Annotated in this window: 21 protein-coding genes; 7 read left to right on the plus strand and 14 right to left on the minus strand. The window is 46.0% G+C overall.

Features of this window, described 5'->3' with window-relative positions:
• Positions 1–139: 139 nt before the first annotated feature.
• Complete coding sequence (gene metE / locus NSQ58_RS03030; protein ID WP_053326322.1) at positions 140–2,458, plus strand: 5-methyltetrahydropteroyltriglutamate--homocysteine S-methyltransferase; 2,319 nt, start codon at positions 140–142, stop codon at positions 2,456–2,458.
• An 88-nt stretch (positions 2,459–2,546) separates the two neighbouring features.
• Here metE and NSQ58_RS03035 read toward each other — a convergent pair whose 3' ends face one another.
• Positions 2,547–3,080 carry a DUF6985 domain-containing protein gene (locus NSQ58_RS03035; RefSeq protein WP_023990820.1) on the minus strand — a complete coding sequence of 178 codons (534 nt, stop codon included), beginning with the start codon at positions 3,078–3,080 and terminating at the stop codon, positions 2,547–2,549.
• Between the two features lie 382 nt (positions 3,081–3,462).
• Between NSQ58_RS03035 and NSQ58_RS03040 the strand changes: the two genes are divergently transcribed.
• From NSQ58_RS03040 to NSQ58_RS03060, 5 genes are all read left to right on the plus strand, one after another.
• Positions 3,463–3,792: a PadR family transcriptional regulator gene (locus NSQ58_RS03040; protein ID WP_023990821.1), complete on the plus strand. Its 330-nt coding sequence runs from the start codon at positions 3,463–3,465 to the stop codon at positions 3,790–3,792.
• The gene (locus NSQ58_RS03045; protein ID WP_023990822.1) at positions 3,785–4,336 is read left to right on the plus strand and encodes a DUF1700 domain-containing protein; all 552 of its coding nucleotides are present in this window, start codon (positions 3,785–3,787) and stop codon (positions 4,334–4,336) included. The genes NSQ58_RS03040 and NSQ58_RS03045 overlap by 8 nt, the downstream gene beginning before the upstream one ends.
• A gap of 4 nt (positions 4,337–4,340) precedes the next feature.
• Positions 4,341–5,192: a DUF4097 family beta strand repeat-containing protein gene (locus NSQ58_RS03050; RefSeq protein WP_341056869.1), complete on the plus strand. Its 852-nt coding sequence runs from the start codon at positions 4,341–4,343 to the stop codon at positions 5,190–5,192.
• 120 nt (positions 5,193–5,312) lie between these two features.
• Positions 5,313–6,032 (plus strand): 3-ketoacyl-ACP reductase, encoded by a 720-nt coding sequence (locus NSQ58_RS03055; protein WP_341056870.1) that lies wholly within the window; start codon positions 5,313–5,315, stop codon positions 6,030–6,032.
• A gap of 185 nt (positions 6,033–6,217) precedes the next feature.
• A complete protein-coding gene (locus NSQ58_RS03060) occupies positions 6,218–6,655 on the plus strand; it encodes an AbrB/MazE/SpoVT family DNA-binding domain-containing protein (RefSeq protein WP_013312449.1) in 438 nt (145 codons plus the stop codon).
• A gap of 68 nt (positions 6,656–6,723) precedes the next feature.
• Here NSQ58_RS03060 and NSQ58_RS03065 read toward each other — a convergent pair whose 3' ends face one another.
• Positions 6,724–7,182 (minus strand): hypothetical protein, encoded by a 459-nt coding sequence (locus tag NSQ58_RS03065; protein WP_023990825.1) that lies wholly within the window; start codon positions 7,180–7,182, stop codon positions 6,724–6,726.
• 120 nt (positions 7,183–7,302) lie between these two features.
• On the opposite strand from NSQ58_RS03065, the gene NSQ58_RS03070 reads away from it, so the two are divergent.
• Positions 7,303–7,464 carry a hypothetical protein gene (locus tag NSQ58_RS03070; protein WP_013312451.1) on the plus strand — a complete coding sequence of 54 codons (162 nt, stop codon included), beginning with the start codon at positions 7,303–7,305 and terminating at the stop codon, positions 7,462–7,464.
• Positions 7,465–7,489: 25 nt separating this feature from the next.
• Here the strand turns inward: NSQ58_RS03070 and NSQ58_RS03075 are convergent, their stop codons facing one another.
• The 12 genes from NSQ58_RS03075 to NSQ58_RS03130 form a co-directional block, all read right to left on the minus strand.
• The gene (locus NSQ58_RS03075; RefSeq protein ID WP_023990826.1) at positions 7,490–8,653 is read right to left on the minus strand and encodes a nitric oxide synthase oxygenase; all 1,164 of its coding nucleotides are present in this window, start codon (positions 8,651–8,653) and stop codon (positions 7,490–7,492) included.
• Positions 8,654–8,803: 150 nt separating this feature from the next.
• Positions 8,804–9,280, minus strand: coding sequence for a Dps family protein (locus tag NSQ58_RS03080; protein ID WP_023990827.1), 477 nt, complete (start codon positions 9,278–9,280; stop codon positions 8,804–8,806).
• Between the two features lie 427 nt (positions 9,281–9,707).
• Positions 9,708–11,435, minus strand: a complete 1,728-nt coding sequence (locus NSQ58_RS03085) for an adenine deaminase C-terminal domain-containing protein (RefSeq protein WP_023990828.1) — start codon at positions 11,433–11,435, stop codon at positions 9,708–9,710.
• A gap of 28 nt (positions 11,436–11,463) precedes the next feature.
• Complete coding sequence (locus NSQ58_RS03090) at positions 11,464–12,522, minus strand: ABC transporter ATP-binding protein (RefSeq protein ID WP_023990829.1); 1,059 nt, start codon at positions 12,520–12,522, stop codon at positions 11,464–11,466.
• A 16-nt stretch (positions 12,523–12,538) separates the two neighbouring features.
• Entirely contained in the window at positions 12,539–13,327 is a 789-nt protein-coding gene (locus NSQ58_RS03095) for an ABC transporter permease (protein WP_013312456.1), read from the minus strand.
• Between the two features lie 6 nt (positions 13,328–13,333).
• On the minus strand, positions 13,334–14,155 hold the full coding sequence (locus NSQ58_RS03100; RefSeq protein ID WP_013312457.1) for an ABC transporter permease: 822 nt from the start codon (positions 14,153–14,155) through the stop codon (positions 13,334–13,336).
• A gap of 27 nt (positions 14,156–14,182) precedes the next feature.
• Positions 14,183–15,112 (minus strand): nucleoside hydrolase, encoded by a 930-nt coding sequence (locus NSQ58_RS03105; protein WP_076264526.1) that lies wholly within the window; start codon positions 15,110–15,112, stop codon positions 14,183–14,185.
• Positions 15,112–16,185, minus strand: a complete 1,074-nt coding sequence (locus NSQ58_RS03110) for an ABC transporter substrate-binding protein (protein ID WP_071558095.1) — start codon at positions 16,183–16,185, stop codon at positions 15,112–15,114. The genes NSQ58_RS03105 and NSQ58_RS03110 overlap by 1 nt, the downstream gene beginning before the upstream one ends.
• 175 nt (positions 16,186–16,360) lie before the next feature.
• Positions 16,361–16,705: a hypothetical protein gene (locus NSQ58_RS03115; protein ID WP_023990832.1), complete on the minus strand. Its 345-nt coding sequence runs from the start codon at positions 16,703–16,705 to the stop codon at positions 16,361–16,363.
• A gap of 383 nt (positions 16,706–17,088) precedes the next feature.
• Positions 17,089–17,400, minus strand: coding sequence for a hypothetical protein (locus tag NSQ58_RS03120; RefSeq protein ID WP_028540768.1), 312 nt, complete (start codon positions 17,398–17,400; stop codon positions 17,089–17,091).
• A gap of 32 nt (positions 17,401–17,432) precedes the next feature.
• On the minus strand, positions 17,433–17,729 hold the full coding sequence (locus NSQ58_RS03125) for a WXG100 family type VII secretion target (protein ID WP_028540769.1): 297 nt from the start codon (positions 17,727–17,729) through the stop codon (positions 17,433–17,435).
• 37 nt (positions 17,730–17,766) lie between these two features.
• Entirely contained in the window at positions 17,767–19,230 is a 1,464-nt protein-coding gene (locus NSQ58_RS03130; protein WP_341056872.1) for a lipase family protein, read from the minus strand.
• Between the last annotated feature and the right edge of the window lie 71 nt (positions 19,231–19,301).

Genomic DNA, 19,301 nt, shown 5'->3' on the forward strand with positions numbered 1-19,301 from the left:
AGGTGTTAAGAGCAGTCGCCGTATTTTTGATTTTTTAATCACGGAGGCATTCTTTCCCCTACTTATTTTTAACTCTGGGGGAAGAATGCCTTTTTTGGTACGTAAAAATAAAACAGCTACCCACTAGGAGGAAAAGTACATGTCCATTATTGAATGGCCTGAATTGTCCGGCTTGATTAGCAGTAATCTGGGATATCCGCGTATCGGCGAAAACCGGGAATGGAAGAAAGCACTGGAACGCTTCTGGAACGGCAGCATTAACGAAAGCGAACTGCAGACGGAGATGAAAAGATTACGGTTGGAGCATCTGAGCAAGCAGCGTGACAAGGGGATTGATCGCATTCCTGTCGGAGACTTCTCCTATTACGATCACATGCTGGATACATCTGTAATGTTCGGTCTGGTACCCGAACGGTTCAACCATCGTCCCGCAGGTCCGGTTCCTCTGTCCGTGTATTTTGGGATCGCTCGTGGACAGAAGGGAGCAACCGCCAGTGAAATGACCAAATGGATGAATACCAATTATCACTACATCGTTCCTGAATTGGCAAACGCAGTCCCGGTGTTCACTGAAAATAAACCCTTACAGGCTTATCGTGAAGCAAAACGAGAACTAGGCATTGATGGGAAACCGGTCCTCATCGGCCCCTATTCATTCGTTACCTTATCCAAAGGCTATGATCGTAAGGATTTGGCCACCATCGTACGAAGCTTCCTGCCACTGTACACCCGTATCCTGTCTGAACTAGCGGCAGAAGGCGTTCAGTGGGTCCAAATCGATGAACCTGTCCTAACCACCTCATTCCCGGCAGAGGATTTGGACATTATTCAGGAAGTCTATGAAGCTTTGACTCAAGCTGCGCCCTCCTTGAATATAATGCTGCAAACCTACTTTGGCAGCCTGGACCATTATGAGCGTCTGTCCGCACTTCCGGTACAGGGATTGGGTCTTGATTTTGTGTATGATGATGGCGAAAATCTTCAGCATATATTGCAGCATGGCTTCCCTAAAGGAAAAACGCTGGGCGCTGGGGTTATTGACGGGCGCAATATATGGCGAAGCGACCTGAACGCTGTGGCTGCCCTGCTGGGTCAGTTAGCAGAACAAACCACTGCCGCACAGCTTATCGTACAGCCATCATGCAGTCTGCTGCATGTGCCAGTCAGTCTGGAGGCAGAGCACAAGCTGGACAAGGAGCTGGTGCAAGCGCTGGCCTTTGCCGATGAAAAGCTGGAGGAAATCGCCGTCCTGACGGCTGCACTTGGCAAACACGATCCTTCCGCACTCGCCAAGCTTGAGCAAAGTGCGGATGCGGTAGCCCGTTTCAACAGTTCAGCGGCACGCGTACAGACAGCTGCCGATCTGGCCGACCTGTTGGCAAAAGAGCCTCTGTCACGCAGCGTTCCTTTCGCCGAGCGTCGTGAGATTCAGCAAAATAAGCTGAAGTTGCCTCCACTGCCTACGACGACCATTGGTAGCTTCCCGCAAACCGCCGAGATCCGCAAGGCCCGCCTGCACTATCGCAAAGGAGAATGGTCAGCCGAGCAATACCGGGCGTTCATCCAACAGCAAATTAAGGAATGGATTGATATTCAAGAGGACATTGGCATTGACGTGCTTGTTCATGGGGAATTTGAGCGGACCGATATGGTTGAATTTTTTGGCGAAAAGCTGAACGGCTTTGCTTTTACGCAAAACGGATGGGTGCAGTCCTACGGCTCCCGCTGTGTCAAACCGCCGATTATATACGGAGACGTTTCCTTTGATCAGCCCATGACCGTGGAAGAAACGGCATTCGCCCAATCGTTAACTTCCAAGCCTGTTAAGGGAATGCTTACAGGCCCTGTGACCATTTTGAACTGGTCTTTTGAACGTAACGATATTCCTCGTAGTCAAGTTGCTTTACAGTTGGCTCTGGCATTACGGGCAGAGGTAGAGGCACTGGAACAAGCGGGCATCGGCATGATTCAGGTCGATGAGCCTGCAATTCGTGAAGGGCTTCCACTGAAAAAAGAACAACAGCAAGCCTATCTGGACTGGGCGGTTCAAGCCTTCCTTGTGACCACGGCCACCGTTGAGCCTGCGACCCAAATCCATACGCACATGTGCTATTCCGAATTTCAGCATATGATTCAGTCCATCTCCGATATGGATGCCGACGTTATATCTATTGAAACTTCGCGAAGTCACGGAGAACTGATTGTCAGCTTTGAAGATCAGGTATACGACAAGGGCATCGGTCTGGGCGTGTACGATATCCACAGTCCGCGCATCCCCGATGTATCTGAAATGCTAAGCATGATCCAGCGTGCTCTGCGCGTACTGCCATCAGATTTGTTCTGGGTTAATCCGGACTGTGGTCTGAAAACCCGCACCAAGGAGGAATCTATCGCCGCCTTGCGACTAATGGTACAAGCGGCTCAAGCAGCCCGGGCTGCATTGGCTGTATCCAACTAATCTTTTTATCGTATCGAATCGCACCATCATTTTCACCATATCCTATTCCCCTTTCCGGCCCTTTTTGGTAAAAGCCGGGAAGGGGGATTTATTCTAGGTCATATAATGTATAAACGCCTTGAATATGCTCCATTTTCATCTGCTTCATATGTACGCCTAAGCCATGTTCTTGATCCCAGGAGCAACTAAAATTCAAATACAGTTCATCCTTTGCCGATGAGTCGGAAATCAGTATAGACACAAGCTGTATTCGATCCAGCAATTGTTCCGGCCGCTCCACATAAGGCGCATATTCATCTGGGTCCTCTCCCCATATACTGTAAGCATTCCGGTACTTTTCCACTATGCCAGCATAATGATGGTGTATGGACTCCAACACTTGAGGATGAATAGCTGACGAATATTCCATATACTGCTCCCATGTGTTTTTTTGCAACTGTGTAGGTTCTTCTATAGTCTGTGCCTGTTCTTCGGAGTCAGCCCCCACGATAAATTCGACTTCTACTTCCGAGGGCTGCCCGCAAAAATTAAGATGTACTACACCACGCAGAACAATCTCCTCAGATACATCCCAAGACTCATCATCCTGTTCCAGTTCCATATACCAATTTTTCCAATCCACCCTTTACCCACCTCTTCATAAAAAGTAATATTTAACCCTATTGAATACTTTACAATCTATCATTTTAATGAATGAAATTAAAGTAGCATCCTATTTGTGCTTCCAGCCATATTTCGAGTAATTTCCAAATAAAAATACTTTTTTCTACAACATTCGCTATTCAATAAAGCCTTCAAGAAAGAAAATCTGCCCATTTTGGCACAAATATTTTATTATTAAAAATTTAGTACCTTGCATTAATCAGTACATGATGTTAAATTATACCTGACTACTGTTCTATAATTAGTACCCGTGACAAATTATGCACAAACACACGTTTCTTCCCCTTATTCCGAACGACACCTATGAATTATTGATAACATCCAGGAAGGGAGCACCGCTCGTGAATGTGAACATCCAATTCAAAAAAGGGGTACTGGAACTGTGCGTTCTAGTTCTAATTGGACGCAGAGACCGTTATGGCTACGAGTTGGCTCAAGCCGTCTCCCGTCATATTGAAGTAGCTGAGGGAGCCCTATATCCATTGCTCCGCCGTCTGGTATCAGAAGGATACTGCACAACGTATTTACAGGAATCGACCGAGGGGCCTCCCCGCAAATATTATCGGCTGACTGATACTGGAAGCCATTATACAAGAATACTTACGCGGGAATGGAATGATTTTGTCCATCATGTCGCAAGCCTACTGGAGGAAGGGAATTCCGATGAATAGAAAACAGTTTCTTACAGAGGTAGAGCAGCGTCTTTCTCCTCTCCCTGCAGAGGTACGCAATGAGCTGCTTAGTGATTTGAGCCAGCATTTTGACTACGGGTTGGTCAATGGCAAAAGCGAAAGTGAGATTGCCAATGAGCTGGGTAACCCGGAGGATATTGCCCGAGAAGCGTTGGATGATCCCAATGCAGCCTGGAACGATTCTCCTCCGCTTCGTCAGGGAAGCTTCGCACGCAATCTTTTTACTTTCTTAGGGCTGCTGTTTCTCAATTTGCTAATCTCCATCCCTATTATGGCTACCCTATGGGCAGTATGGGCTTCATTGACCGTGGTATCGGTCAGCTTCATTGCAGCCCCCCTTCTCGCCGTTACTGATTATGCACTAAACAGCACCTTTTACCCGGCCAAATTCTTTTTCTCTATCACGATGACGGGTATAGGTCTATTGCTGCTGCCTGGAGTACGTTATCTCTTACTCCTTATGGTCAAAGGCACAGTACGATACTGGAAATGGAATCAGACTACCCTGAGGGGAGCTTACTAACAACATGAATAAAAAGTGGTTTATTGCAGCAGGTCTGTGCATTGTGATCGGTGTAGCCGGAATGGTGGCTTACGGTGCCCCATGGAGTCAACAAGTCATGAAGGAAACAACTGCGATTAACAAAAAATGGACGTTCACACGTGGTCAGCTACAGAAGCTGAAAGTGGACAGTTCTGATGATGTCTCTATTTTGTTTACTCCCGGCTCTGGCGACCAAGGTACGATACGCATTAGTGGAGAAGTTCAGACAAAGGTAGCCGACCAAATTCATAATGCCCGAATTGAGAACGGTAAGCTTACGATTCAATCGGAGCCGGCCGCTTCCTTGTCATTTCTTTCGATCACCCCTGATGTGGATCAAACGATTACCGTAGAGATGCCCTCCGGCGAAACACTAACTGACCTACAGATAGATGCACATTCAGGGAATGTAAAACTTCAAGATGCCTCCGTGCAGAATACTTCCATCACCGCTACTTCAGGCACTGCCGAGATTACAAACCTCCAAAGTACCCACCTGATCGCAAATTTAACATCCGGCAATTTTACAGCCAGTCAGCTTGCAGCAGATATGGAGTTGAAGCTTACTTCTGGCGATGTTACCATCCGCGATTATAGCGGTAATGGCCTTATTTCCCTAACCTCAGGGGAGACAAATATTACGCAACGTGCCGTAGCCAACTTGGAAGTGAATGCTGATTCTGGTGACGTGAAGATTAAACAAGCTCCCGATTTTAAAGGTGTTTATAATGTCCACTCTGACTCTGGGAGTATAGATACTCCCGAATCTGTTCCCGGTAGTGTGAACGTGATAAAGGCAGAAACCACCTCAGGGGATATTAATATTTCCAAATAGGAGACCTCTAGATGAATACCTCATCAGAGGCGAAGTTTGGTTCAATGAGTTTAACCTTGTATAATGTAACCATGTGCTCACATGCACAACCACGTTATGGAGTGAAAAGGAGGAGACTGGATGGAACTTAAGAATAAAACAGCCATTATTACAGGAGCCAGCAAAGGAATCGGTAAAGCAATTGCCGAAACTTTAGCTAAGGAAGGCGTCAACCTGGGATTAATCTCACGAACATTGACTGACCTGCAAAAGCTGCAGGATTCGCTGGGGAGTACATACGGTGTGAAAGTGGTGAGTGCTGTTGCAGATATATCGGATCGCGCACAGGCCGCTGCCGCTGTAGCTTCACTGGAACACGAGTTGAGCGCTGTCGATATTTTGATCAATAATGCAGGCATTGCTACCTTTGGCACAGTCGCAGATATGGACCCCGAAGAGTGGGAACGTATTATTCGCGTAAACCTGATGGGAACCTATTATGTCACACATGCTGTTCTTCCAAGCATGCTGGCACAAAAGAGCGGGAACATTATTAATATTTCCTCGACGGCAGGAGAACGAGGTTTTGCAACAGGCTCGGCATATTGCGCATCCAAGTTTGCTTTGATGGGCTTCACGGAAGCACTGATGCAGGAAGTTCGCAAATCTAACATTCGCGTCACCGCGCTGACTCCAAGTACTGTCAATACAGAACTGGCGGCAAACGCAGGATTGCCTATTGGTGATGAGGATCGCATGCTTCAACCGCAGGATTTGGCCGATCTGACATTAGCCGCATTGAAACTGCCTCCACGGGTTCAATTAAAAGTAGCCGGTATTTGGACAACCAACCCACAGTAATTCGACATGACATCTTAGATTCATTGGCTGTACAATGCTCCGGCAGACGTAATTGTTCGTCATGCCGGAGCTTTTTTTCAGCATAGCTATACCAAAACAAACTGTAATATAAGCGCTTTTTACTTCCAGCATATATACATACAATTCCTACAACTATAAGCGCATTTCAGGAAAGGGGAAAAATGATGAAGAACACAGGAATGACACGGCCATTAGACCATTTGGGCCGCATTGTGCTGCCCAAGGAGCTGCGCAATTCTATGAATATTAATATTGGAGATGCCCTCGATTTTTTTATTACCCCAGAGGGACTGATGATTCGCAAGTATACGGGGGTTTCTTGCTATTTTTGTGGTGCCGTAGATCATTTGAGCTATTTTAGGGATCATCTGATATGTAAAAGTTGTATTGAAAATCTGAAGAGCGATAATCCTTCCAGTCATTTGAGTGAATCCCGTCCTGTCCAGCCCAAGAAAAGAAGGAGTTACAGAAATCAGAATGATCTCCTGAATAAACTAAAACAGCTCATGCAGGAGCATCCTAATGTATCTCAAAAAGAATTAGCCGAAATGCTCGAACTATCCCAGGGACGCGTGTCACAGCTTAAAAAGCTACTCCTTTAAATGATCCTGCCGATCCGTCTGTTATTATCAACAAAAAAAAGAGCCTGACGGCTCTCGGATCATCATCGTTACGCAATGTCAGAATGCTCCATAACCGGGACTCGATAGGCCAGCAAGGACTCGTCTATTACGGCAGAAATAAACGTTGCTTCTATTTCAGGCACCAATCTAAGCGCATAATTCCATGCGTTTTCTTCAATTTGCAGCGCAAGTCGTTGCCGGGTCCCTATCCCGCTCTCTTGCTCCAAAGCATCGGAGAGGTCCACTAATTCCGTATCGGCGGCGTGCCCGATCTCATGTGCAAGCACAACCGTAAAATACTCCTCAACTTGATCAACGCTGCCGAACATTTGTAAACACTGTGTTTCAATAACGTCCGTATACATGGTAATGGCGTGAGCATTCATGGCATATTTGCCCCCAATCAGCCTTCCACCAGGAAAACGTTTCTCCAGCTTAACTGTCACACCTATAGCAGCCCGTTCCAAAAGCTCAGCGACAACGCGCTCTGCCTGATATCTTTCCAACTTAGCTTCGCTCCTCAAACCAGGATATATAAAGTTATATTTACTTTAAACTTATGAAATCATGGATGTGTTCATACCATACACAGTACGATATTATACCTTTTTACAAAGGAGAATACCATGTCAGAAGATTATTATATAGGCTGGGGAACGCTTGCCCTTATTAATGCCGGTTTGGCACAATCCAAAAATCGGAGCGGGCTAAATTGGTTTCTGCTCTCCCTATTAATAGGGCCACTGGCTACCCTTTTTATCGTTGCATGGGATAAGCTGGAATCCTAATCCAGCCATTAGGTCATTCCCATCATTATCCGGAATGAAAAGGGCAACCTTGGCGCTTCTGCTGAAGCACTGCATCTGATGCTGTATTAGCCTGTCTCGACATATACGGCTTCTCTTGAACTCCGAAATTCGGCTTCACAAGCCGATTATCGTAGGAACTATGAAAAATATGCGTTGTCGCCGGGGATAGCGGAGGGATCAGCCATGTCCAATTGCCTGTCAGTGCGCGCCCAGCCTTGGCCTCCCGTTCCTCAAACAGCTTGAATTGTGCCGCTGCGGTATGGTGGTCGACAATGCTGACTCCCGCTTTTTTAAAAGAATGCAGCACAGCAATATTCAATTCCACCAGCGCCCGATCACGCCAAAGCGTTGTTTCACTCGTCGTATCCAGCCCCATCAGCTTAGCCACCTGTGGCAACATATTATAGCGGAAGGTATCCGCAAAATTACGGGCGCCGATTTCTGTTCCCATATACCAGCCGTTAAAGGGAGCCGCCGTATAGATGATACCGCCAATTTCCAGCGTCATGTCCGAAATCATAGGCACGGCATACCAACGTAATCCCAAGGAAGCGAAACCCGAAAGTTCTGGATGCTCAATGGCTACCTCCATCACCAAATGCTCAGGAATATCAAATAGCTCGGGAGGCCGCCCGCCTGCTTCCACAACCAGTGGCAAAATATCAAAAGGAGTCATCGCTCCTTGCCAGCCCATATCTTTACAAACATTGGTAAAATCCACCGAGATCGGGTCCCCGATGATCCCTTGATCGGTTTCATATCCAGCGTAACGAATGAGTTGATGGTTCCAGATGCGGATATTCGGCTGCCCCGGCTTGGAGGCGCGAAATACAGTAAGCGTTGGCTTAATTTTACCGCCATTCGTTCCTATGCGCATATGCTCCAGGAGCTCGCAGACCACCTCCGTCGCATCTGACGCGCCCCGCGCATCCCTGACCAAAAGCTTGTCCCAAAATAAGCGCCCGATGCAACGATTGCTATTGCGCCAAGCCATGAGTGCTCCGTGCTCCAGCTCTTCGTACGTATGATCATACGTTCCAGTTGTCTCTATGTCGTGACGAATATGAAGAAGCCGGGCTTCCGCTTCATCGCGGCTTCGGCCCAGCTCCTCATAACATGTATATATAAACTGCTCCGCTTCATGCAAAAGCTGTTGTTTCACTTCCATAACACACACCCCATCCCGGCAACTCTATGACTCAAGAGCCTGTGGTCTTCCACGCCTTCACGTTATTATACTCCAGTGGCAGAGTGGAACCAACGGGATGTGTATCTTGTTCACCTGATCTCCATATACGTGGAAATATATCCCAATATCTTATCCCAAATACGCACTCAGCATCCAGATATGTTTATCCATTGCTTCTCTCAAGCCGTTAAGAAGATCCTCTGTCGCTTTATCCTGTGCTGCTTCCGCTGCTTCCATCCCATTAGCCAGTTCAACAGTGATGGTTTTAAAATCAGCAACAACGGACTTCACCATATCGTCAGCTGTCTGCTCACCTGCGGACTCCTGAATAGCTGAAAGTTGCAAATGCTCCTTCAAGGTCGCAGCCGGACGACCACCAATAGCCAACAAACGTTCAGCAATCGTATCTAGATTAGCTGTTGCTTCATTGTAAAGTTCTTCAAATTTAGCATGCAGTGTGAAGAATTTAGGTCCTTTCACATACCAGTGAAAATAATGCAATTTCGTGTACAATACAGACCAGGTAGCTACCTGACGATTCAATGCCTTGTGCAATTCTTGAATGGCCTCTTGTGTAGGTGCGTTCGTATGATTTAATGTACTCATGTTAAAATCCCCTCTCGTTTTCATTCAAAATATAGTTGGTGTAAAGCTTGGATACTCGTTAACAGTAGTGTCTGATTTTCTTCAAAATCCCATGCGTGAATCCAATAAATATTTATTAATTAATTTAGACTTAATCTAAATCCTGTTTTAATTATAACACTGTGTCGATGTTTTTCAAGTCTTTATTCGGTTTTAATCATGAAGATTACGTGAATTGATTGTAAATCAAACTCTATATGCAATAGGACATCCACAATCAAGACTTATTTATCTTTTATACATAGGTTACATCAATAGGAGTAAAGAAGATGTTAATTTTGTCTGCTAAAGTATCTGTATTGTAGACAAAGTCCAAAGTCCATAACCTACTACCTCATACCTAGCCACGACAAAAAAGAGCCGGCCCGTAAGAGGGTCGGCTCTTTTATTATTCTTGCATCTCTGAAGGTTCCACGATTAAGGATACAACCTTGCCAGCATTTACATCAATCAGACCATGATCGGTAATTTTCAGGGCCGGGCTGACCGGCAAAGAATGCGTACTCAGCGACATGATTGGATTGTAATGGCGGTAACCCAGCGACAACAAGGCTGAACGCAGCTCCTTCACATGGGCTGCAACCATTTCCAGCGGTCCTTCTGTTAAAATCCCGCCTACGGTTAACGGCAAATGGGACAGCACCTTGCCATTTTCAACTACGCAAAAGCCACCTTGGCTGGATAAAACCGTATTCGCAGCCAATATCATATCTTGCTTGTTATGCCCTACGACCAGCAAGTTATGGTTATCGTGCGAATAGGTGGTTGCCACTGCCCCACGTTTAATCGTATCTCCCCCGATCAAACCGTAAGCACGGTTGCCATTCTTTCCATACCGTTCAAACGTAGCGATGAGTCCATGTTCACCATGTTCCCATACCAGTTCACCCTGCTCCACATGTGCAGGTGCAATCCGTTCGCTCGTAAAAGTTGAGCCATCCTTGACCATCATAATACGACATTGATGTGTGCCATCAGCTACATCCATCTTTACCGTAAAATCCTGCTCCGTGAGCGGATTGAGCTTCACACTTTGATAAAAATGGGCGGGGAAGCGGCTTTTTATCGGTGCTTGATGGTATTCCTCGAACTTATCGAATACCTTGAGTCCGTCCTTATAGACTTGCTCCACATCAAACTGACCAAGATCGGATAGCAGTACAAAGTCAGCTATTTTTCCCGGTGCAATTGTTCCGCGGTCATGCATTCGCATCCGTGCAGCAGGAGTAAACGTAGCTGCATAAATGGCATCCTCAGGCTTCATGCCCATTCCGATAGCTTTACTTACAATATGGTTCAGATGCCCTCGTTCTACGAAAGAGTCTGGCATCACATCATCCGTTACGAAGCAAAAATGTTGTGCCACATCTTCCTGAATAAGATAGTCCATCACTTCAGGGGTCATCGATTTTTCCTGGATTTCAATAAACATTCCGGCAGCCATTCGCGCCTTCATACCTTCAATACTTTGGTGAGTATGGTCCGAGCCTATTCCCGCATAGATCAACTGATGCAGGTCCAGATCAAGCAGCTGCGGCGTATGGCCTTCAATGATCAGCTCCGGGTAATGCTCACGAACATGGCGTAAGATGCGATTCGTCTTGCTTTCCGGATCACGAATGACATCCACATAGTTCATAATTTCACCCAGGCAGATCATTTCGCCGGTTTGCAGTAGCGCATCAATCTCGGGAATACCGATCTCGCCTCCTGAGGTTTCGAGCGGCGTTGCCGGGACAGAGCTTGGAATACCGTAGAACATATCAGCCACGCAATCTTTGCTGGCTTCCATCATTTCCTGAATGCCTTCCAATCCGAAAACATTCGCCATTTCGTGCGGTTCCGGTACAATCGTCGTTACCCCATTGCGAATCAGCCCATAGGAAAAGGTTGCCGGTGTCACCATTGTGCTTTCGATATGCAGATGGATGTCAATCAGGCCGGGAATCATATATTTCCCATGCCCCTCTACAATCTCAGCCACCTCAAAAGACTCCAGACCACGCTGACCGATATACATAAACTTACCGTCAAGTATAGCTACATTACCTTCTTCGAACGTCTTATAGTAACTGTTATACACCTTAACTTGTAAAATCATTTTGTCTGCACGCATGATGTATCTCCTTCATCGAACCCGCTGATTATTGGACCAGCACCATTTTATCTGCCGGAAAATGCAGGGTAACCCGCTGACCACTCAGGTAAGGCGTATCCATTTCCTGATTAGCCGTAAAGTTGCCTTTCGCCGTTTCTACCACATACTGATAGCTACGCCCCAGGTAAGTACTTACCTTAATAATACCGGGAAGCTCATTTTCCCCTGTCTCGTTGCCTTCTGTTCGAATGACCAAATCATCCGGGCGAATAGCGCCCTGACGAGCACCTGGCTGGGCAGTACCCTGATTACGCGCTACACCGAACGAAAGATCGCCTGTATTTAGTCGAATACGATCCCCTTCTTCAGTACGCTCGTCAAAACTCAGAAAATTATTAAACCCAATAAAACGGGCGACAAATTCGGTCGTCGGATATTTAAAAATGGTCGATGGAGCATCTAATTGTTCGATGTTCCCCTTATTCATAATCGCAACCTGGTCAGAAATCGAAAAACATTCCTCCTGATCATGCGATACATATACGGTAGTGATGCCCAGTTCCTGTTGAATACGGCGGATTTCCACACGCATATTTACACGCAGGTTAGCATCCAAGTTACTCAGAGGTTCATCAAACAACAGCAGATCGGGTTCAATCACAAGCGCTCGCGCAATCGCAACACGTTGACGCTGTCCGCCTGACAATTCACCGGGGAAACGTTTTTCAAATCCCCCTAGGCTAACCGTATCCAGCATGGTCATAACGCGGCGCTTTACATCATCTTCCTTTACCTTGCGTAACCGCAGACCAAAGGCAACATTATCAAAAACGGACAAATGCGGGAAGAGTGCATAACTTTGGAATACAAAGCCGAAGTTCCGTTTATTTACCGGAACCCGAGTATAATCCTTATCGTCAAACAAAAATGTTCCTTGTTTAGCTTCGAGAAATCCTGCAATGAGACGAAGTGTGGTCGTTTTGCCACAACCACTCGGTCCGAGTAGCGAGAGCAATTGCCCCCGTTCGAGCTGCAAATCGAAATCCTGCAAGATCAGTTGGTTGTCATAAGCGACCGATACGCGATCCAGAGTAAGCAGTGCCATAAGGTTGAAGCCTCCATTACCTTTTAGTGAAGTAAGACAATCCCATCAGTCGTTCAATCAAGAACATCAGGATACCGGTCAAAATCATCAGCATAACCGAAATCGCCGCAATCGTCGGGTCAAAATAATTTTCGACGTAAGTCAGCATTTGAATGGGCAGGGTGCTGAAGCCCGGTCCTGTCATAAAGACGGAAATGTCGACATTGTTGAATGATTCCAGAAAGGCAATCAGGATAGCCGCAATAATACCTGAGCGGATGTTGGGCAGAACCACCTTGAAAAAGGTTTCCAGCCGTCCAGCCCCCAAACTAAGCGCTGCTTCCTCAATTGCGAAATCAAAGTTAGACAAACTGGATGCAATGACTCTAATAATGAACGGCAGCATAATCACCGTATGTCCGATCAATAGTCCAGCATATACTGGTAAATGGTAAACAATGATCAGATAGCGCAACAGTGTAAAACCAAGAACAATACCTGGTATAAGCAACGGGGAAAGGAACAAAGCATTCAGCGCATCCTTCCCGCGAAACGAAAAACGACTAAGCGCATAGGCGGCAGGCATACCGATCAACAGTGCCAAGATGTTGCCTAGCAGAGAAACGACAATGGACGTTTTGAACGTGGACATAAACAAATCCACTTCAAAAATATTTTCATACCAGCGCAAAGAAAAGCCCTGCGGAGGAAATTTTAACACCGTGCCCGGCTCGAAAGAAGTGACCGATATGATCAACAGCGGACCGAGCAGAAAGATGAAGACCAGCAGGCTAAAGAAGCCTAGTCCGTAATGTTTCTCCCGCATATCCACCTACCCCTTCGGATTGAGTTTATGGGCCGCCTTATTTAAGAGACCGACCACGATAAATGTAATAACAATCATAATTGTTGCAATAACAGAAGCTAAAAACCAGTCGTTTAGCGTCATCGCGTTCTGATACAAAAATGTAGCGATAACCCGCTGTTTTCCTCCAAGTAGTGCTGGTGTCGTATATGCAGTCAGACTGCCCACGAAAACGAGAATGCTTCCAATGATCAGGCCCGGCACAGACAGCGGAAATACGATTTTACGAAATGCGCTGAATCTGGAGGCCCCGAGGCTCTGAGCAGCATGAACAAGATCACCGTCGATATTTTCGAGTACACCAATCAGTGAAATAATCATCAGTGGTAAAAACAAATGAACCAGACCAATAATCATCGCTGCCGGGGTGTATAAAATATTCAGCGGTTCATCCACGAGTCCTAAACCGATGAGCACGTTATTTAACAGCCCCTTGCGACCCAGAATGACCATCCAGCTGAATGACCGCACCACCGGACTCGTCAACAAGGGAAAGATAGCCAGCGCTAGCAAAATCCCTTTACGACGCGGGGCCTTTTGCGAAATATAATAAGCCGTCGGGAAGCCGAGTAATACGCACACAAGTGTCGTTACGACACTGACTTCCAGCGTAGTCAGCAATATTTTCAAAAAATAAGGGTCCTTGAAGAAATGGAGATAGCCTTCTAGGGTGAATGAGCTGTTCTGTACGAAGGTCGAACCGATCGTCAACACAATCGGAATGACCATGAACACCGCCAGAAAGAGCAGACCTGGCAGCAGCAGCCAATACAAGTATGTTTTCTTCATGGGTAGCTCCTTGCGGTTATCAAAATGTTATTCCTTATTCAGCACCTGGATAAACAGCTCCAGAAAAGCTTCGCTGTCCACCTGTTCGCACACATTCATATTGGGGCTATGATTGAGGCGGTTCTGTACATCGCCCACTGTTTGTCCATCACATATGCGACTCGAGGTTTCCACGTCGACATACAACAGCGAGGTATCTACTAACCTCGAATTCAACGCGACACCCACGGCAAGCGGGTCATGAAGCGCACACGCTTTTACCCCGTTGCGTTCTTCATAACGCTTGGTATAAACGGCCGTGCTTTCAGCTACATAATTACGAATTGCTGGGCGGGTCAGACGAGCAATATGATCCGCAGTCAGCAGAGCCTTCCGTGTTACATCCAGTCCCACCTGTATCAATCGACCAAATCCTGCATGAAATACGATTCGTGCGGCTTCAGGGTCAGCATACATGTTGTACTCCGCTACAGGTGTAATATTGCCGCATCCGTGAATAACACCGCCCATAAAAATGACCTCATTGACGTGATCCGTCAGCTCGGGACACTTGAGCAGCGCCAGTGCCAGATTGGTGAGTGGGCCGGTGCAAATGAGCGTCACTTCCCCCGGGTGAGCCATCACGGTATCAATGATGATATCCGGTGCAAAACCTTCGGACGCAGACATGGCTGGTACTACTCCACTCAATGCACCTCCAATGCCGTCTTCTCCATGGACACGGTGCTCGTGCAGACCTTTACGTATTAAGGGAGCCTCTGCCCCCCGATAAACCGGAATATCCGGTCTATCCAAAAGGTCGAGGATTTTGCATGTGTTCAATGTTGCTTGTTTAAGTGAAACATTACCGCATACTGTAGTAATCGCTTGGATATCCAGCTGACCACTTTTGGCCGCTAGTAAAATACCCAACGCATCATCAATGCCCGTATCTACATCTAATATGACCTTTTTCATTATTGTGCAACTTCCCGGTTCCAGCGATCTGTCCATGCCTTGATATGATCGTTAACGAACTTCATATCCAGCTTGGTCAGCTTGTTCACTACATCCGCACCGTACGTAATTCCCTCTGTATCCGCACCGGATAGTACCACCTGCGTATTCACCGGGGAATCAACCTTTGCCTTGGCAGATTTTTCTTGAACTTCCTTGCTCAGCTGCCAGTTGATAAATTCCTCAGCCAGCTCCTTCTGGTCGGAGCCTTTCACTACATTAATCGTGTTCATTACTGCGTAAGCACCTTCATTAGGAGCTACAAATTTCGCTCCTGGCACAGCCGCCTGCAAATCTTTGAAGTACATTTCCATGATCGGACCGCCCGCAATTTCTTGTTGACTAAACATGTTCACGAACTCGGACGTTTTACTATAAAACTTAACGATATTCGGACTCAGCTCTTTCAGTTTTCCGAAGGCTTGGTCTTCATTAAACTCCTTACTACCCGCTACTTTGGAGGCTGCATCTACCATCATTGGTCCGGCAGTCGCCGTAATGTTCGGCAGAGTCACGTTTCCTTTGAACTCATTGCCCCACAGGTCAGCCCAAGAGGTCACATTCTTTTTCACCAGCTCCGGATTATAGGCAATACCGAGACGCCCAACTGTATAAGCAGGACCATACTCCTCACCCAGCGGTGCTTTGGCAATGTCATAAATTTGGTTCAGGTTCGGCACCTTGCTGCGATCCAGCTTCTCAAACAATCCCTGTTGAATTCCCTGTTGAGCATAATAATCAGACAGATAAATCAGATCGACGTCTGTACTACCTTGACTGATTTTGTTCAGCCGTTCTGCGTTATTCCCAATTTCGACCACGATGTCAACGTTATGTTCCTTTTCAAAAGGCTCGTACACTTCTTTGTTAAAAAAGTCCTCGGAAAAGCCCCATGTTGAAATAACTAGTTTCTTTTTCCCATCAGCTGAACCATCTTTTCCATCTGTCTGACCGCCAGTAGCATTGCTGCCGCAACCTGCCAGTACCACAGATGCCAAGGTCACAGCCATAAATCCTTTAAACCATTTTTTCATATGAAACTCCCCCTGTTTTTTTATTCTGCACACCTTATGACACAAAAAAGAAAAGTACTCTTGTAAAACAAGAATACTTTTCTTCGTAAACAAAGAATAAGTTGATCCCGCTGCGCGTTATAACAGGTTCTCCCCTCAGATAGATCCGAAGCGAAAAGCCGAATATCCAATTTTATTAGGATTCTTTCAGTATGATGTTCGTAATTGCCCACTGCGTTGCTGCATCATAATCGCGCAGTAAAGCTTCTATATCGAGCTCCATATCCTCAATCAGCTTCTCGCGAAGTCTCTTCTTGTACAGCATGGACATTCGGAAATCCACTTCCAGCTTCAAGCCGGGGGCTTCCACTTCCAATGCCGCCGAGCGTGGAGAACGCCGGTGCTTCGCCACAAAGGTAACAATGTTGTTCTCAACGGTGGCCCGCAGCAGCGTGGTCCCGAAGCCGAACAGTTCCTTTGAAACTTCATTGTAAATCTGGCACATCCGCTTCTTGCTTTCGTTACTGTCGAGCAGCGTCAATGAACCCACCCTCATCAGCATATTACGTACAATCAATCTTTCAACACGATAGATTATACATAAATATACGATAAATAGCAAACAAAAATCCCTAATCTAATAACATATGATGCGAAAAAGCGAACAATATGTCGAACTTTGTAGCTTTTCAACATTTTTACACTTTTTCGTCTAACCCTTAAGTTTCCGAACACTGCTATATTCTCCGCAGGAAAATTAAAGTAGACTACAAAGTCGTTATCGTCATCACTCTGGGAGAATATTTTTTTCTACTACTATATATGTAGTTTTATTTAAACGCATTTAACCGTACCCCGCGGGAGTCCCCTAGCGATTGTACGGTTTTTTTATGTTATATAGCTGACTGGCCAGATGGGAACCCTTCAAGAAAAAGCCGATTGAATCCACGAGGACACGACAAGAGTAGCTGGCCACAGCAGCATAAAGTTAGCTATGATATACGCCTTCTTAAAAGCATAACGATGATAAAAATACCAACAGCTCCATGAGATAAATACTCCTATCGGGTAGCTCATTATGACATAGGCAAAAATATAACTGATGAGATAATCTCCAGCTGTTGGTGCATCGAAAGAAAATGCGACCACCATCAGCATGACCGGATAGGCAAATAACGTTAAGCCATAAACGATATTCAATATAAGTAAAATGACAAATGCGTTTTGATCTTTCATGATGTTCTCCTAACTATTGCAGTCCGCCTGTATCACCATTGTGCAGCCCGTTTGCGTCTCTCCTCACGTCGATCAGCTTCTTCCATTTTCCGAATATAACGTTTCAACTGCTCTTTATGATCGTCCAATTCCTGTATTCGTACAGTTGTGCCTTGGAGAAACGTCTCCATTTTACGTGTTAATTCAGCAGCCGATTCGCCCCTCCAGTCTTGCAGACGACCATATATATTTCTCATCTGCTGCTCCTGATGCTGAAGTCTTTGCTTTAGCTGTTCGCATTGCTGTACAGCCCTTCGCAGATCCCCCAGACTCAAAGATATTCTGCCCATCTCTTTTGCCCCCTGTTGTGTTCTTACAGCTGATCTTTTACTGATCCACCATCGTGAATTCCTGACCCTTGCGATCTATATATTCTGCTATCTCCGTAATTGATTCTTGATACCAGCGATTAATCCGATCTAGCGTTGCCGTTGCACTATGCGCAATTGGGGTCAAAGACTGACTTTCACTTGTCCCGATATGAGCCTGAAATAACTGGATGGATGCTCGGGTATCGCTAGAGAACCCATGCAGGCTGGAACGCATCTGGTTAGCCGCATGCTTTAGCTCCTCAGGTGTTAATTGAATTGTGCCCCCATTTTTGTTGCCCACAAAATATGCCCCACCATGGGTGCGACCATTTTGCTGTCCTTCTCCCATCAGATTCACTCCCAGTGTAGTAGCAGCAAACTGCCCGAAAGCACCCATTTGTCCACCGTAGCGTTCAACCAGGTCGCCCATGACTTCCTTGAGTTCTGCTCGCGCGGCCAGCATTTGCTCGTACGCCTGCACCCGTGGATTGCCTTCCACCAATTGACCGTCCATGGTGTACAGTGGATTGCTGATATTGCCATTTTCATCAAATGTAAAGTTTTCCATGCTATGAGTGTGCTCTCCACCTAATACAGAATTATAGAATTTGGTGAATGCATCTTGCTGTATCATAGGCAGCGTAACCGGGACAAAAACAATTGGGGACCATTGAGGACCAAAAATAAGATCTCTCAATTCATTATTTTTTTTAAGTGGAACTGAAACAGGAATAGTAAACTTGGCCGCATTGGCAGTCTTATAATCACTCCCAATATGATACGTTTCCCCCACATGTTGATTAGCTTTAGTAGCTCCCCCACCAACGCTATCTCCGGGATGGGCAAAAGCCACATTAGTCTTCTTGAATTCTCCTGCTTTCACCCTCTTTTGAAGATCTTCAGGCAATAAATGTACAATGTCCGGAGCGGCAAAACTCACGGATGATAAACCATTTTTCACTGCAATATATTCTGCTTCTGCACCGCCTAAAGAGTGGCCTGTCGTAGATATTTCGGCAGCGGGGTACTTCTTCTTCACTTCTTCATACAGTGTTTGGGCTTTTGTAAACTGATTATCTTGATACTGGGCTTCATAATGTTGAAATGAGCTTTGTACCTGTGGGGGGAGCTTTTTTATCTCTTCTTGATTATTTACATAATAATCGTGAACTTGATTTAAAGTTTTTGCTCGTCCGCCCACGACGTCGTTGATGTCTGTTCCTATGTCCATCATTCTACTCCATAGTGGTCTTCCTCCTGGTTCTGTCCCCCTATACCCTATGATCACCTGATTGCTATTCTCATTGTGAAAAACGGTCGCATCGAATCCAGAACCATTCGTGTCATGTAATAGTTTCTCGTCTAAATCAACAACCCTCCAGTCAGGAAGAATCCTGCTTTTAGAATCTTTAGCAGTCAAATCCCGGTCATACACTTTATCTGCAATGGTCCAATATGTTTTGTCGTTAATGTAGGTCAAGTTATTCCCACCTTGTCTATTGTGTAAATATATTATAGAGTTATGAAAAAGGTAATTACCAGAAAAGGAGA

This window comes from Paenibacillus sp. FSL M7-0134 (genome assembly GCF_038007865.1).
GTDB classification, from domain to species: Bacteria; Bacillota; Bacilli; order Paenibacillales; family Paenibacillaceae; genus Paenibacillus; species Paenibacillus polymyxa_B.